Annotated in this window: 11 protein-coding genes; 8 read left to right on the forward strand and 3 right to left on the reverse strand. The window is 39.2% G+C overall.

The window, feature by feature from the left end:
* The first annotated feature begins 7 nt into the window (after nt 1–7).
* The 8 genes from BLO34_RS02775 (at nt 8) to BLO34_RS02810 (ending at nt 14,110) form a co-directional block, all read left to right on the forward strand.
* On the forward strand, nt 8–6,100 hold the full coding sequence (locus tag BLO34_RS02775; RefSeq protein WP_090752399.1) for a PKD domain-containing protein: 6,093 nt from the start codon (nt 8–10) through the stop codon (nt 6,098–6,100).
* A 4-nt stretch (nt 6,101–6,104) separates the two neighbouring features.
* Nucleotides 6,105–7,097 (forward strand): PorP/SprF family type IX secretion system membrane protein, encoded by a 993-nt coding sequence (locus tag BLO34_RS02780; RefSeq protein WP_090756383.1) that lies wholly within the window; start codon nt 6,105–6,107, stop codon nt 7,095–7,097.
* Nucleotides 7,098–7,198: 101 nt separating this feature from the next.
* Nucleotides 7,199–8,317, forward strand: coding sequence for a DUF2891 domain-containing protein (locus BLO34_RS02785; protein WP_090752401.1), 1,119 nt, complete (start codon nt 7,199–7,201; stop codon nt 8,315–8,317).
* 5 nt (nt 8,318–8,322) lie between these two features.
* A complete protein-coding gene (locus tag BLO34_RS02790) occupies nt 8,323–9,507 on the forward strand; it encodes an Nramp family divalent metal transporter (RefSeq protein WP_317039243.1) in 1,185 nt (394 codons plus the stop codon).
* The gene (locus BLO34_RS02795) at nt 9,504–10,241 is read left to right on the forward strand and encodes a LamB/YcsF family protein (RefSeq protein ID WP_090752405.1); all 738 of its coding nucleotides are present in this window, start codon (nt 9,504–9,506) and stop codon (nt 10,239–10,241) included. The genes BLO34_RS02790 and BLO34_RS02795 overlap by 4 nt, the downstream gene beginning before the upstream one ends.
* A complete protein-coding gene (locus BLO34_RS02800) occupies nt 10,231–10,941 on the forward strand; it encodes a 5-oxoprolinase subunit B family protein (protein WP_157686628.1) in 711 nt (236 codons plus the stop codon). Before BLO34_RS02795 ends, BLO34_RS02800 begins: the two co-directional genes overlap by 11 nt.
* Nucleotides 10,934–11,791 (forward strand): biotin-dependent carboxyltransferase family protein, encoded by an 858-nt coding sequence (locus BLO34_RS02805; protein ID WP_090752408.1) that lies wholly within the window; start codon nt 10,934–10,936, stop codon nt 11,789–11,791. Before BLO34_RS02800 ends, BLO34_RS02805 begins: the two co-directional genes overlap by 8 nt.
* Nucleotides 11,792–11,896: 105 nt before the next feature.
* The gene (locus BLO34_RS02810) at nt 11,897–14,110 is read left to right on the forward strand and encodes a response regulator (protein ID WP_090752410.1); all 2,214 of its coding nucleotides are present in this window, start codon (nt 11,897–11,899) and stop codon (nt 14,108–14,110) included.
* A 469-nt stretch (nt 14,111–14,579) separates the two neighbouring features.
* Here the strand turns inward: BLO34_RS02810 and BLO34_RS02815 are convergent, their stop codons facing one another.
* The 3 genes from BLO34_RS02815 to BLO34_RS02825 all read right to left on the reverse strand — a co-directional run bounded on the left by BLO34_RS02815 (nt 14,580) and on the right by BLO34_RS02825 (nt 17,196).
* A complete protein-coding gene (locus BLO34_RS02815) occupies nt 14,580–15,098 on the reverse strand; it encodes a hypothetical protein (protein WP_157686630.1) in 519 nt (172 codons plus the stop codon).
* A 101-nt stretch (nt 15,099–15,199) separates the two neighbouring features.
* The gene (locus BLO34_RS02820; RefSeq protein ID WP_090752413.1) at nt 15,200–15,913 is read right to left on the reverse strand and encodes a hypothetical protein; all 714 of its coding nucleotides are present in this window, start codon (nt 15,911–15,913) and stop codon (nt 15,200–15,202) included.
* 11 nt (nt 15,914–15,924) lie between these two features.
* On the reverse strand, nt 15,925–17,196 hold the full coding sequence (locus tag BLO34_RS02825) for a formylglycine-generating enzyme family protein (RefSeq protein ID WP_090752415.1): 1,272 nt from the start codon (nt 17,194–17,196) through the stop codon (nt 15,925–15,927).
* Between the last annotated feature and the right edge of the window lie 2 nt (nt 17,197–17,198).

The raw sequence follows: 17,198 nt of genomic DNA on the forward strand, positions 1-17,198 counted from the left end.
ACCCTATATGAAATCATTTTACCTGCGATCCCTGATTGTAGTATTTCTTTCTAGCTCTGTAATAGCTGGTGCCGTTAGTGCCCTAAGCTACAACTTCACCTTCAAATCATCCATGATGCCCATGGCAACGGTCACTGGTGGTGGTAATTACTGTCAAAATGAAACTGGCGTAGAGGTAATTTTCACTGGTTCTGGCGGTACAGGTACTGGCTTCTACACTTTCAATTATGAGGTAGGTGGTGTTAATGGTAGTATATCCTCAAACTCAGGAGATGATACTGCAAGCTTGCCTTATGATACTTCTATAATAGGAACAAGTATTTATCGACTTCTAAGTGTTTCTTTCAACGGTGGTCCAGAAACTACGCTGAGTAATCAATTTGAAGTCTTTAGAACCGTTACGAGACCAACAGCGGCGTTTGATTTTACAGATAATCAATGTTCTGGCGCCTCAGTTTCTTTCACAAACAATAGTACTACTGGTAGTGGTATAACCTATCTGTGGAATTTTGGCGATGGTGAAACTTCAACGGAATTTGAACCATCTCACGAGTTCGATGCTCGAGGTTGTAACACACAATCCTTTAATGTATCACTCCAGGTTTCCAGTAACGGTTGCGTTGTCACAGAAAGAAGGTCGATCAATATTCTGGAAACTCCTAATTTGATCTTAACCGATGTAGGTAACCCATTGGATCCTTTCAATAATTGTTCTGGTTCATCAACCTCTAGTAGCTATACCATCATGGTAGATGATGACACAACAGATACTTGTGTTACTAATAAAAGAATAGATTGGGGTGACGGTTCTGCTATTGAGAATAATCCAAGTTTTCCATTATCGCATACGTACACAACAAGTGGTGCTTTTAACTTGCGTTTCATAGGAGATTCAGATAATGGATGTGAAGCAGAGACCGACTATGTCGTGGCTAACGTATCCAATCCACAAGGTGGTTTGAATAGCCCTGGAACTACACAAAATCTGTGTGCACCTACGGATGATTTACAATTTTCAATTTCAAATTGGGGAGGAAATAGTAATGATACACAATACACTATTGATTATGGCGATGGAACGCCAGTAGTCATGTACACGCAAGCAGACCTACAAGCATCACCTGCATATAATCCATCTGATCCGATAAGTTCTGCTCCATTTCCCGTACCGCACATTTATACAGAAAGCAATTGTCCTGAAGAATTCTACACTGTCAATCTAGAAATAGAAAATGCTTGTGGCTCTACAGCATTCACGGTTTCCAACATTACTATTTTATCACCACCTATCGCATTATTTGATGCACCAGAAGAGACTTGTGTAAATACTGCGGTCACTTTTAATAACCTATCTGACTCAGGTTTTAGCAGAAACTGTAGTACAGATGCGCTTTTTGAATGGGATTTTGGTGATGGTAGTCCAATTGAAAATGTAGGACCAGGTCCTGTAGAGGACATTAATCACGTTTACACAGTTCCTGGTACTTATACAGTAACCTTAACGGCTGAAGGATTTTGTGGCGAGGATGTTTTTCAGCGTGAGATTTGCATTGAGCCAGAATTAGTTCCTGAGATATCTTATTCTCAAGTAGAAGGTTGTACTGACTTTGATGTAGCAGTTACCAACACCACTGACACTGCGGACATCTGTAGCGAATTGGCTTACAATTGGACTGTTACATATGCAGCAGACTTTTGCGAGGCTGGTCCTGGAGACTTCTCATACGTTAATGGAACCGATGAAAATAGTTTAGAGCCTGAGATCAATTTTGTTCAACCTGGTAGATATATTCTGAGTGGTACAATAACTGGCAGTAGCTGTGGTAACGTACAAATACCTGAACAGGAGATACTTGTGAAGCAACCGCCTAGAGCAGTTATTGATCCTATCGATAATCTTTGCGAAGGTGATGGATTGATGATTTCACCAACAGCAACGGTCGAAAGCTGTACGGTAACCTCGGGCACTATTACCTATGCGTGGAGCTTCCCTGGAGGTTCCCCAGCCACTTCATCTGCTGTGGATCCTGGAACTATAACCTATCCGTCTTCTGGAGATTATACGGTATCGCTTAATGTTACCAATGAATGCGGTACAACTACCGCGACAAATGTAACGTTCTCAATTTCAGAAGATCCTGTGATATCAGGTATCTTAACAGAGTGTGAAGGAGAAACGGAGCAACTTACAGCAACAGGAACCGGAGCGACAGGTAATCCATGGAGATCTTTAGATTCAACCATAGCGACTGTAGACGCATCTGGATTAGTGACTGCAGTTAGTCCAGGAACTGTGGATATTACATTTACGAATGAAAATCGTTGCGAGGATACTGTATCCTTTGAGGTTCGTCCTGGTCCAACATTTACTTCTCAGCCACTCTCAGATCAAGAAGTATGTATTGGTGGGTCACCAACGCCCTTATCAGTCAGTTTTACAAACGGCAGTGGTACCGCGACATATCAGTGGTATGAAAATACTGTAAACAGCTCAACTGGTGGTACCGCAATATCAGGAGCCACATCAGACACCTTCACGCCTGATGCAAGTTCCGTAGGTGAGCGATTTTATTATTTAATTGTCAATTTCACAGAAGGCTGTCCTACCATTGTTTCAGATGTCGCAAGAGTAGAGGTTACTCCAGCACCAGCCCTAACTAGCCAACCACAACCTACTCAAGATATTTGTGTTGGAGCTGTAATTTCAGCATTACAAGTCCAGTTTGATGGAGGCGCAGGAACACCAACGTATCAGTGGTTCTCCAATAACTTAAATTCGTCAACAGGTGGAATTCCTATCACTGGTGCAAATGACTCTACCTACACACCGCCAGTGTTCAGTGCTTCAGGAATATTTTATTTTTATGTGGAAGTTGATTTTGCAGCTAGCGGTTGCGGGTCAGTTACTAGCGATGTTGCAGAGATCAACGTTACGGATGATCCCGTCATAGACTTACAACCACTGGCCACTCAAGAATTATGTCAAGGTACGATGTCAACCGATCTAGTCGTAGAGGCATCTGGTGGTTTGGGAGCTTTTTCATATCAATGGTTTGAAAACAACGTGGATTCCAATACTGGTGGAACCGCAATAACTGGAGCAACCACAGATACTTTTACGCCTCCAAGTAATGCCGTTGGAACTTTATATTATTATGTTGTGGTTGATCAAACAGATCTGGATTGTAACGTGACCAGTAACACTGCAGAAGTTATCATAGTGCCAGCTCCATCGATCTCGAATCAACCACAATCTGCCGAATATTGCGAAGGTGAATCAATTAATACCATGAGGGTTACTCCTTCAAATGGATCTGGCGCACCATCGTATCAATGGTTTGAAAATAATACTGACTCAAATATAGGCGGTACCGCAATTACTGGCGCAACAACAGATTTCTACGACCCGCCAGCTACATTAGGTATTTCCTATTATTATGTAGAAGTGAGCTATGCAACTGGAGGATGTTCTTTAGTCACCTCTGACGTGGCTACAATTGAAGTTAATCAAGCACCCACGATCGCAGATGAATCGATAACAGTTTGTAGTGGTAACGCATTTAGCTATGTTCCAAATAATACTGGATCTAACGTAGTCGCAACTAATACTACGTTCAGCTGGTCATCACCAGTAATCTCTCCTGCTGGTTCATTGACAGGTGGCACTTCACAATCAACGTCGCAGTCCAGTCTGGATCAGCAATTAATCAATACTACAAATACGTCAGCAACTGCGACCTATACGGTAACTCCTAATACTGGAGATTGTAGTGGAAACTCTTTTGAATTGATCGTAGAGGTATTACCAAATCCCACGGTAAGCTTTAGTGAGTCAGATCAGACCATTTGTAGCGGTTCCACAAGTATCGCGGTAAATCTATCATCGAATTTTACCTCTAACATTTCTTATGAATGGAACGCTTCAATTCCCGCTGGAATAAGTGGTGCAGTCACAAATGGTACAGATGTTATTCCTGACCAAACGTTGATCAATTCGACCAGTGTAGCACTTACAGTAACATATTCCGCGACAGCGACATTTGAAAATGGATCATCGTCCTGTGAAGGTGTTGAACAGAGCTATTCCATAACAGTACTACCAGAATTAACCGCCTCAGGAGTCCTCTCAGATTACAACGGATTTGGTGTGAGCGCTGCCGGTGTTGATGATGGATCGATTGATTTGACTGTCAGTGGTGGCTCAGGAAATTATTCGTTTAATTGGACAGGTCCAGGAGATTATAACGCTTCCGCGGAAGATATCTCAGGACTGTCTGCAGGAAACTACCAAGTCACAATAACTGATGCCACATGTCCTGCACTTGTTTTGAATTTCACTGTTACGTCACCACCAGAATTATTATTTAGTGAAGATCTGGCTGCTCACAGAGACCTTGAATGTTTTGGAGATAATGACGGAATCATTGTAGTTGAAATCACTCAGGAATCAATTGGGCCCTATAATTATGAATTAGTCGACGAAAGTGGCGCTACTGTTTTCAGTAACTTAAATTCTAATGACTTGAGACAGGAATTTACTGGATTGACTGCGCAGACGTATAGCGTTAGAATTACTGACGGCAATAGCGCTTTAAAGACCTTGGATGGATTGGAGATTTTGCAACCTTCACAGATTGTCATCACACCATCGACAACTCCAATAAGTTGTTTCCAGGCAAATGATGCCTCCATTTCTTTAGAAGTTACAGGTGGTAGCGGGAATTATTCCGCAAGCTGGAGCAATCTGGCTACAGGCTTTTTTCAGGACAATCTTGCTGCAGATATCTATACGATTACCGTCACAGACGACAACGGTTGTCAGGAACAAATTAGCGTAGAAATTGAAGAAGCACCTGAATTTTTCACCTCTCCAACTTTTAGCAACATATCCTGTTTTGGTGCTAATGACGGTTCCATCCAGCTAAATCTCGTTGGAGGAGTAGATCCTGTTACTTTGACCTGGAGTGATGGAAGTACTCAAGGAACTACAAGAAACAATTTAGGTCCAGGAACCTACACTGCAACCATTACTGAAAGTTCAGATAGATCATGTGTCATAACTGAAACTTTCACGATTACTGAACCCCAAGAAATATCTCTAGATTCAAATGTTACCAATGTTTTGGATTGTAATCAGCCCAACTCTGGCGCCATTGATTTATTGGTTTCTGGAGGTTCAGGTCCGTTTACCTATAGTTGGTCTAATGGTGAAACCACAGAAGATCTATCAAACATCACTGCTGGAAATTATCAAGTAAATGTAGTCGATGCTAACGGTTGCACTGCAACTCGCGAGATTAATGTAAGCGGTACGACACCCATAGAGTTGGACATTATAGACCAGATCGATGTGAATTGCGATACTGGAGTGATAAGCCAGATATTAACTGCAGTAGTTTCTGGCGGTGTAGCTCCGTATAATTACAGGTGGTCAAGTGGTGTAGTATCAGGAGAAAATGGTGAGACTACTACCACAGATCTAAACGGACTAGTCATAGTAACAGTTACAGATGGTTTAGGCTGTTCAAGAGAAGAAACCTTTGACGTGGATCTACAACCGCTGGGTCAAGCCGCATTTGATACAGGCTCCTTTGCATATTCCACATTCGGTGATTATTCCATTCAAGATCCCATTCAGTTTACTGACTTGTCAACGGGATCTCCTATTTCAATCTCTTGGGATTTTGGCGATGGTACTTTCTCAAATGAAACCAATCCTACTCATGTCTATTTATCACCAGGTCAGTATACGGTCGTGCAAACTGTTGAATATGAATATAATTGCTCACAGGATTTTGTAATCACGCTCAACGTCACAAAAGGTTATAAGTTGGTAATGCCCAATGCATTTACACCCAATGGAGACCGTATAAACGATGTGTTCAAACCTGTTCAAGAAGGACTGGAAGATCTCAAATTTGAAGTTTATGATACATGGGGTTCAACGATTTATTCTGAGCAAGGCGAGACCATTGCTGGGTGGAATGGTGTGATCAATGATCGCAATTCAGAAAACGGAAATTTCTATTACAAATTTTCTGCTTTGACATTCTATGGAACTGAGGTCGTTTCTGAAGGCACTTTTACCAAAATTGATTGATAAAATGAGGAAAGCCATCATCTTATTGATTCTAAGTTGCTGTTTTATGAAAACCGGATATGCTCAAGATCCAATTTTCACCCAGTATTTCCTTTTTCCCGAAACCTTGAATTCTGGTTTTACGGGATTTCAAGAAACCACTAAGGCAGGCTTACTGCACCGCACGCAGTGGCCAGATTTAAATTTTAGGGTTGATAGCGATTTCGCCACATTTAATACTTGGGTTCCCAGTATGAAAAGTGGAATAGGTGTGAGCGCATTGAGTCAACGTGAGCGATTCAGTAATTTTAGCTTGACCCAGGCAAACGTTAGTTATGCTTACAAAGTGGATCTGGACGATCGCTGGACATTTAGACCTGGAGTTGAAGTAGGCTACGGCTTCAAATCTTTCAATTTCAATAATTTGGTTCTTGAAGATCAAATTAATTTAAATAGCGGGACAGTGAATCCATCATCAGTAGATGCTTTGTCAATTAATGATAAGGTCAACTACCTTGATTTGAGCGCTTCATTATTAGTTCACGATGAGAACTTATGGTTAGGAGTTTCAGTAAAACATTTGAATAGACCAGATATTTCGCTTACTACTGATGGTAATGTAGAATTACAGCCGCTGGGAACGATCACTGCCGGCTATGAACTCGAACTTGCAGATGTCATGGATATCAAATGGTTGCCTTATTCCACCAAATTCCTATTGACGGGAAATTATATGCAGCAAGGCGATTTCAATCGTTTTGACTTAGGCGGTATGTTTGTAATTGACACCTTCTACATGGGTGCTATCGCAGCAACCAACCCAAATAGGCAAACAGAAAATGGTCATTTATTGACTTCTATAAACCTCTTGGGAGGTTTACAATATGAAAACTTCAAATTTGGCCTCTCTTACGACATCAATGTTTCCAATCTTGGTAGAACAGGCGGTATCTACGAGCTATCTCTTATATACGTGCTCGACCAGAATGCAGCCTGCTTCGGTTGTCCTGGTTATTAGATGAAGTTTTCTTTTGAGTTCGCTTTCGCGAAAGCGAACTCATACAGTCCTTCCATTTAAAAATCAATCTTTACATTTACGGGAACCCTTGAATCGTTTTCGTGAGATACTTACTAATTGCCTTATTATTGATCGTTGCTGGATGCCAGCAGAATCAAAAAAACATTACTACTGAAAATCCTGAAGTTGAAGTGGCTGTTGATAGTATTGCCACTCCACAATTGACTTTAGAACAAGCGAATAACCTCGCTTTACTACCATTGCATTGCGTGGATCAAGAATATCCCAATAAAATGGGACATGTCACTGCAACTCCCGAAGATCAAAAACGACCAACCGTACAACATCCTGCATTTTATGGTTGTTTTGATTGGCATAGTGCTGTACATGGTCATTGGAGTGCTGTAGCTTTATTCAAGAAGTTCCCTGATCTTGATAATGCAAGTAAGCTTTTGGACAAACTGACCTCTAACATCACCAGCGAAAATATTGCAGTAGAAATAGCTTACCTCAATACTGATAACAATGCAAGTTTTGAGCGCACTTATGGTTGGGCTTGGTTACTCAAATTGCAGCAGGAACTCGATACATGGGATTCAGACGAAGCGCGACAGATGGCTCAGGCGTTACAACCCTTATCGACTCTGATTTCTGAACGATATATCGACTATTTACCCAAACTAAATTATGCGATACGTGTAGGTGAGCATTCAAACACAGCTTTTGGGATGGCTTTTGCTTGGGACTATGCGGTTCACGCTAACGATGGAGCGCTCAAAAAAGCCATTGAATCAAAAGCCATAGAATTTTATAAAAACGACAAGGATTGCCCACTAGGTTGGGAACCTAGCGGTTATGATTTTCTTTCACCTTGTCTGGAAGAGGTAGACATAATGCGCCGCGTTCTCCCAGCAGATGAATTTCACAGTTGGCTTACCAATTTCCTACCAGGAATTGAAAACGGAAAGTTAGACCTTGAATTGGGCGAAGTAAGCGACAGGACTGATGGAAAGCTAGTTCATATTGACGGATTAAATTTAAGTAGGGCTTGGGTGCTATACGGTTTAGCTAATCAATACGAGCGATATGGAAACCTAATAGAAACAGCAGATGAGCATATAACTTACACGCTACCTAATCTGGTAGCAGATGATTATGAAGGTGGTCACTGGTTGGGAAGCTTTGCAATTTATGCCTTGCAACAAGCAGATGTTAATTGAAAAGGTTGTTTAAAAATATTGGACCAGCTACTCTAGTCGCAGCAGCATTTGTTGGACCTGGAACGATTACAATTTGTACAGTTGCTGGTGCTACTCAAGGCTATACATTATTGTGGGCAATGCTGTTATCGATGCTAGCTACAATCGTTCTACAGGAAATGGCAGCTAGATTGGGATTGATTACAAAAAAGGGATTGTCAGACATCGTCCGGCATCAAATACCTAGTAAACCTGTAAAAATTGTCATGATCTTATTAATGATCAGTGCCATTTTTGTGGGTAACGCAGCCTATGAAGCTGGCAATATTTCAGGCGGAGTGATAGGTCTAGAAGTACTCACCGGTAGCGCCTGGTATCAACCTTTGTTGATAGGTATCTGCGCCTTTGTTCTTTTAATAATTGGCAATTATAAAATTCTCGAGCGCGCATTGATAGCGATGGTTCTACTTATGGGAGTTTCTTTTATTGCTGTGGCCATTGCCATTAGGCCTAACATGAGCGCTATTTTGCTAGGGTTACTTTCTCCATCATTTAAAGAAGATCAGCTATTGTTGATATTGGGTTTGATAGGAACTACGGTAGTTCCCTACAACCTATTCCTACATGCTTCACTCGTAAAAGAAAAATGGAATAATGATGGTGATTTGAAATATGCACGTTGGGATACCATTATCTCGGTAATTATGGGTGGTATTGTTTCCATGGCTATTATCATTGCTGCTACTGGTCTACAAGGTCAAGAAGTAAGTTCGCCCGCGGACTTAGCTAGATCTCTGGAACCTGTTTATGGCTCATTTTCTACTATCATTTTTGCAATAGGAATTATAGCTGCAGGCATCACCAGTGCCATTACTGCGCCATTGGCAGCAGCTTATGTGGTTCAGGGTTGTATGGGTTGGGATAAGGATCTTAAAAATTGGCGTTTTAGGATGGTTTGGATGCTGGTGTTGGGAATAGGAGTTTTGTTCGCATCCATAGGTTTCAAGCCGTTGCAGGTAATCACTTTTGCTCAAGTAGCAAATGGTTTGCTTCTTCCCATCATGGCGATCGTACTACTGTGGTTAGTCAATACCAAAATATTAGGAGCATACAAAAACAACATTTTTTTAAATGTTCTCGCAATTGCTGTGGTTTTGGTGACTTTGTTTTTGGGTGGTAAAACCATCGCAAGCGTTGCAGGAATACTATGATGACTATTGACCTCAATTGTGATCTAGGCGAAGGCATGGGAAATGATTCCCAGATCATGCCACATATTTCTTCATGCAATATTGCTTGTGGTGGCCATGCGGGCGATGCAGCCAGTATTATTGAAAGCTTAAAATTGGCAAGAAAATATAGTGTTAAGATAGGAGCTCATCCTTCTTTTGAGGATCCAGCAAATTTTGGTCGTTTGCGATTGGAATGGTCTAGATCTCGCTTTCGCGAAAGCATGACTCATCAACTTAACCTCTTTACAAATGTTCTATCAGGTGTAGATATGAAATTACATCATATCAAGATGCACGGTGCTCTATACCACGCTACAGCACACGAGAATTCATTTGCAGAATGGACCGTGGAATGGTTACAAGAGTTTTTCCCTGAAACGCCTATTTACAGTCTACCCAACTCTTTATTACATCAAAAATGTAAAGCAATTCAACAACCATTTATCAAAGAAGTTTTTGCTGACCGTGCCTATTTAAACAATGGAGCTCTTGTTTCCCGAACAAAGGCGCACGCGGTTCATGAAACAATTGATGAGGTGTTGAATCAAGTTCTGGATATAGCATTACATCAAAAGGTGAGAACTTCAGAAGGAACTAATATTGATATGTTTGGAGACACTTTCTGTATACATGGTGATAATTTAAAGCTGGTAGAGAACTTGCCCAAATTGATTAAGCAGCTGAATCACAATAATATTCAAATTGCCAGATAACAATCTTAAATATAAACAGATAGGTGAACGGTCCATTGAAATTGCATGGCCTGACACAAGCCATTCCATAATTGAGGAGCGTCACCTTAAGGCGCAACAGATTAAGGCTAATTATGGCAACAAGGCGCTTGTAAATGAAGGATATCGTACGATACTCATCATTTTTTATCAAACGATTGAAAATTTAGAGCAATTGATCGATGAAATCAAAAAGCTAACAATTAAAACTGACCGACTGCACCTTACTGAAAATTCCAGTTGGAATATACCAGTACTATATGAACAAGATAGCGATGATTTGTTGTCGATAAGTAAGCATACGTTACTGACCTTTGAATCTATTATAAGGAAACAACAAGAAGCTACTTATACGGTAGATTTTATAGGGTTTCTGCCAGGGTTTCCTTATTTATCTGGTCTGCCAGATATTTTAAATGTACCTCGCAGACAAACACCAAATCCTAAAATTGAAGCTGGTTGCCTTGCTATAGCGGCTGGTCAGTGCGGTGTTTATCCGCAGGATTCTCCTGGTGGTTGGTATGTATTGGGTAAGAGTCCGTTGGTGTTTTTTGATGTTCATAGAGAACAGCCTAATTTATTATCCATAGGAGATACGGTTCAGTTTTATGCGATTGATCAAAATGAGTTTGATAACCTCAAGCAACAGCCCAAAGATCTAAATTCTTATAGAAATGGGTAATGCCAACATCTTAAATCCAGGTTTTTATAGCAGTGTTCAAGATTTGGGCAGGCTCAATTACCGCAACATAGGCGTGCCACAATCTGGCGCGATGGACATGCGATTAGCCAGATGGGTGAATCAATCTCTACAAAATAGGGCAGAGGATGCAGTGCTGGAAATGATCACAACTGGTGTTACTGTATCTTTTGATCAGGAAACAACTATCTGTTTTTCTCCAAATATTGAAAGCGTTACCGTTAACGAAATCAATGTAAATCATCGTTCAACAATCAAAATACTGTCTGGTGATGTAGTTCGAATTGGCCGAGTTAGTAAAGGCAATTTTGCCTATCTAGGAATTGCCGGTGGCTGGCAAACCGAATTGGTTCTGGGCAGTCGATCCATGTACGCCGGAATAACAGCTATAGGAAGGTTGAAGAAAGGTAATGTATTGCCCTATGAATCTATGGTGCGTGATGATGAGGTAGTCAGCTTTCGCGAAAGCGAACTACTCACAAGTACCAGTATCGATGTTTTTAAAGGACCGGAGTATGATCAATTGCCTGAAAACTTTATATCCAGGTTGATTGAGTATGAATACAGCATATCTCGATCGTGGAATAGGATGGCTTTTATAGCTTCCACGGGAATACCTATGAGGCTTGATGAATCGAAAACGGTTCCCGTAATGCCTGGAACAGTGCAGTTAACACCTGGTGGTGATCTCTTATTTTTGATGCGAGATGCTCAGACGACTGGTGGCTATCCTCGCATATTTCAGGTTCCTACTGAACATTTGAACATATTGTCGCAAATAAAAATAGGTAAATCATTCAAAATCAATTTGAAAGAGATTCTTCCTTTTTAGATTTATTTAAAAAATTGCGATCGTTTAATTTGTACTTTAATCGATTATTTACCGTTTTTACCTATACATTGCATTTTCAAAATGTGATCATAATCCTAGCGCTTGATGAGGTTATTCCTATTTTATGCTGTACTGCTCTCTAGTAGTCATTCTTTATTTGCGCAAAAGGAACCATCAAAGAGGAGATTACCAGATCCACCATACAACTTTAGTGTACAGGAATTGGATTCCGTTTTGGAACTCGCCTATGAATCTTATTTTGAGGGTAATTATGTTTCCATTCTTCAAAAGGCGCCTGACCTTATAGACTATGCAGAAGAGATTGATGAGTTACAGATCAAGACTCGGCTAAGAGCGGTATTAGGTAATGCTTTTATTCAACTGGGCGATCGTGAGAACGCGGCTGCGCTTTACAAGGAAGCTTTGAAAGAGGCTGCCCAGCGCAAGGATACCTTTCAATTTGTCAATACGTATATCAATTTAGGTAATACCTATTTTGATACTGATGAAGATCTTGCCATTAATTATTATACCAAGGCTTTAGAACTAGGAAAAAATGGTTCCAGAGATCCACATTACATCATTATCCATCATAATCTGGCAGAGATTTACGTAAAAAGGGATCAACCTGGAAAGGCGCAATTTCATCTGGATAATGTTATATCTGCACTCGATGATCCCAGCATCACGAATCGCAAAGAACAATTCATTCCTACATCTCAAAGTATCCAGGGAAGTATCTATTTGATACAAGAGCTGTATTACAGGTCTATTGAGAGTTCACTTCAGGCATTAGAAAATGATCGCGATGACATAGATGAGAGCTACCGAATCTTAGCTTATAAAAATCTTTTAACTGCCTATGAGAAAACCAGACAGTTTGAGCTGCTCAGTGATGTGCACAAGGTGTATGATTCGTTAATAACGAATCGTTACGAGAACGAAAAAATCAGGCAGCAGCAGCTGGCCAACTCAAAATATAAGGCAGACCGCTATCGTCAGGAATTGGTGAATTCAGAGTTTGAAACTAAACTCATGAAGCAGCAAACCGAGCAGGATGAGACCTTGATCTGGACTTTTGCGATATTAGGTTTACTTCTTTTGATTTTGATATCTACACTTTTATATACGCGTGAAAAACGCAACAAGCTTTTGAAGATCCTTCAGATAAAAAACGCTCAATATCTAGAAGCTAAAGATCAATCTGAAAAGCTGGCTCAAAAGAACACTAAGTTCTTATCCACTATTAGCCATGAACTGCGTACTCCACTTTACGGTATTATAGGCTTATCATCTGTTTTTCTAAATGATAAGGAATTGGATAAGTATGACGAAGAATTCAATTCCCTAAAATTCTCTGCTGACTATTTGCTATCATTAGTAAATGACATTCTGAATATCAACAAGTTTGAATCAGAGAAAGGTAGAAAGCTTCAAGAAGAGCATTTCAATTTATCGCTATTGATGAATAGCATTGTACAATCCTTTCAATTTCTCAACCAGAAGAATAATAATACACTCACTCTACAAATCGATCCTAGGATACCAGAGGTGCTATACGGAGATAAAACAAAACTTTCCCAGGTGATTATGAACCTCTTGAGTAATGCCAGTAAGTTTACGTTAGACGGCTCTATTACTATCACTGTTGATCAAAAGACCAATGACGGTAAAAACACAACGCTATCATTTGCCGTCGAAGATACCGGTCGTGGGATTGAAGAAAGTAACCAAAAAGAGGTCTTTGAAGAGTTCACACAAGTACCGGCGACTATCTCAGAAGGAGGAACAGGCCTTGGCCTACCCATAGTGAATAAACTTCTTAAGATACTTAACAGCCAGTTAGAGATGGACAGTACGTATGGCATAGGGACGACTTTTTCATTTGTTTTACCTCTCAAGATAGGCTCTAAACAAGAAATGGAATCGACCATCAACGATAGAGACATAAAGAAACTGGATCATAAAAAATTACTGATTGTTGATGACAACAAGATCAATCAGTTGGTGACGCAAAAAGTTCTGGAACAATATCATCTGGATCATGATACAGCAAACAATGGTCAAGAGGCCGTTGACATGGTTAAAGCCAATAGCTATGATTATATATTGATGGATATCAATATGCCGGTCATGAATGGGATTGACGCTACCATTGAAATACGCAATTTGGGAATTGAAACACCAATCATTGCTCTTACCGCGGCAGACGATCTTAACCTAGAAAGAGATATTTATGGTCACGGCATCAATAGCATATTGGTAAAGCCTTACCATACAGAACAATTGCTCGCACTTCTCATTAATCACATGTCTTAAAACCTAAAGTTATTTAGGTTTCCAACGTCGTATTAAGGACAAAATATTAACTAAATCGATCGATATATTTAACTAAAATTCAGATCAGAAATAGACTACATCTGTGCAAATTTACCATATAACTTAAAGTCATTATATCATGGCAGAAAAAGGAAAACAAGCACCGAAAAGCGCAAGCAAATCGGCTGCTAAGCCAGCTCCTTCAAAGGGAAAGGCTACCAAGCAAGCTCCTAAGAAATAGGTTTGCAAAGTCGTTGTGATACGTTCACAACTTATGTCTAACAACTAAGACCGCTCTAGAAATAGAGCGGTTTTTTTCTGTGATGATTTTGGATGCTTTCGCTTTCGCGAAAGCTTAATAAAATGATAGTCCACATTGATTCCTTTCATAATGTAAATCAGGTTGAAACGAATAATGTATTAAACATGAATGCTATCGACTTTGGCTAAAAGGGTGAGAAAAAAGAATCTACTTATCTAAGTTTATTTCTAGGTATCTCTTGCTAATCTTATAAATGTCATTGAGTTTATCGAGAGGAACAGTTTCAGCAAAATTTTTAATGTAATACGACGACATCTCTGCTATTAGGGCTTTTTCTTCGATACTATCAAACTCCTCCAAAAACATTTCTACTGTATACACTTTAACTTTTTCTAGTAATTCTTCATATTCGATGGCTTGATTCAGATAAAACTGACGAGGTTTAAGGTCAATTCCACTTATATCCTTGTACATTTCATAATTGTCGGCAATCCCTTTTACTACATCTATATTGACTTGTATCAAGCTTTTAGGATCAAAATATTTTGACTTTACCTTATCAGGATTATTTCTAAAAAAGGTCTCTAGTTTATATTTAATATCACGATTTATAATTTCTATGTACATTACTTTTTCATTCGTATTGCCCAGCATCATTTTGACTGTTTCTAGGTGTTCTAGACTTTCTGCATAATTACCTGCTTGATAATCCTCTTCCGCGGCCATGAACTCGATTCTTGCTATGGTTTCTTGGCCATGTAGATTTAGTGATATAAATAATAAAATTATTAAGATGAATTTACTCTCCATACTTTCGAGCTAAGTAGTTATTGAAAATTTAAAACCTTTAATTTTTGACACGCTATAATATTACCATTTTCACATACCTCTAAAAATTTAAACTTTGCCTCATCAGTTTTTCCGTTCTCTTGAAGTATAGTTGCGCTCATAAGACGTTCAATATCAATGGTCAGTGGCTCAATATTTTTTTGTATTGTATATATGTCTCTGAGTTTTTCTGAGGGAACGGTATTTTTGAACTGATCTAAGTAAATATTTGAAAGATCTTCTATCTCTTTCAAGTTTACTAAATTTTTCTCCGAGTGTAAGAGCACGTTTTTCAATTCTAGAAGATTGATAAAAGAATATGCATCTTCAACTTGGATCATAGGATTATTGATGGTTTCATTTAAACTTAATTTTATACTTCTTTTAAATGAATCGTTTAACAATTTAGAGAGTTTATCTAATTTATCAGTTGCTCCACTCATCATATGATTAGTGATTTCCTTTTCAAATTGTTTCTGATCAATTAGGTTTTCTTGAAATATTCCACTTCTCGAAATTATCTCCAAATACATCACCGTAGAATTTGTACTACCCAGCATTTCTTTGACGGTTTCCAGATGTTCTAGGCTTTTTGCATAATTGCCGGACTGATATTCAGTTTCCGCGGCAGCAAACTCGATTTTTGCCAGGGCTTCTTGGGCGTTGGAAAATGAAAATGATATTATAAAGAGAATCGTAATAATATATTTCATTTTGTTTGCTTTTATTTAGTATCAAGCACAAGCCTTATTCCTAGATTACTGTAGTGTTTACCATTGTCTTCAACACCATTGCGATTGATAATCAGACAATCTGTATTTTCGGATGTTACATGACCACCTCGAATCACATGGGCTGTACCGCTCGATGGTCCTGTTGGGTTATTTGTGGCCATTTGTGAGTGATACCCTAATTCATAATAATCAGAGCACATTTCCATCGCGTTACCGGACATATCGTAAATACCTAGTTCATTAGGTATTTTGCTTCCAAAGTCTTTGATGTAGCCACCACTATTATTTAGGTACTTAGCTACTTCTTTAAGCCTATTACTTCCTGAATATTTATAGCCTTCTGACTGAGCGCCACCTTTAGCAGCATATTCCCATTCTGCCTCTGTCGGTAATCTGTATTGTAGTCCAGTTTTTTTATTCAGTTCTTCGATAAAATTGAAAATCTCACTTACGGTCAGTTGAAAAATAGGATATTGGCTAGCAAGATCCTTTGTCAAACTATCATAAAATTTTTGAGTTAGACCCTTAGGCTTTTCTCGAACAATGGTAAAATATTGCAACATTGAAACTTCATATTTACTCATCAGAAAATCATCTACAGTAACCTCTCTTGTGGGTAGTGGCTGGAATTCTTTTTTATACAATCCAATTTTCCCACCCATTGTAAATCTGCCACCTTCCACTGGGATCATATTATTCTTGATTCCATTTAATACTTCATCCTGAAGCTCTTTGGCTTTTTTATTATTATCAACGTTTTCTTCTAATTTGCATGCAAATGGATTACCCGCATCGCAGGATTTTTGATAGAGAATTTTAGCTTGTTTAAATTCTTGTTCTAGAATTAATTTATAGGCTTCAATTATATTGTCAAACTCGATTGAATGTCCTTGATATCTTTTTTGGAGGTCATAGATTTCCTTTAATTTCTCTGAAGGAACATCGTCTGCAAAATTTTCTACGTAGTAATTGATCATTTCCAAGTTTCTTTTCTTAGAAATGTAATAGTTTAGATTGACGGGTTCTTTGATGGTTGTTAAAAAGTATTTCTGTTGAGCGACAATTTCCAAATACATCACCGTAGAATTAGTACTACCCAACATTTCTTTGACGGTTTCAATATGCTCCAGACTCTTTGCATAATTGCCGGCTTGATAGTCTTCCTCCGCGGCAGCGAACTCGATTTTTGCTAAGGCTTCTTGAGATTGACAAATGCAAAATGTTAGCAATGTGAAAATCGCGGTTAGAATACTATTTTTCATGA

The organism is Nonlabens sp. Hel1_33_55 (genome assembly GCF_900101765.1).
In the GTDB taxonomy this organism is placed as follows: Bacteria; Bacteroidota; Bacteroidia; order Flavobacteriales; family Flavobacteriaceae; genus Nonlabens.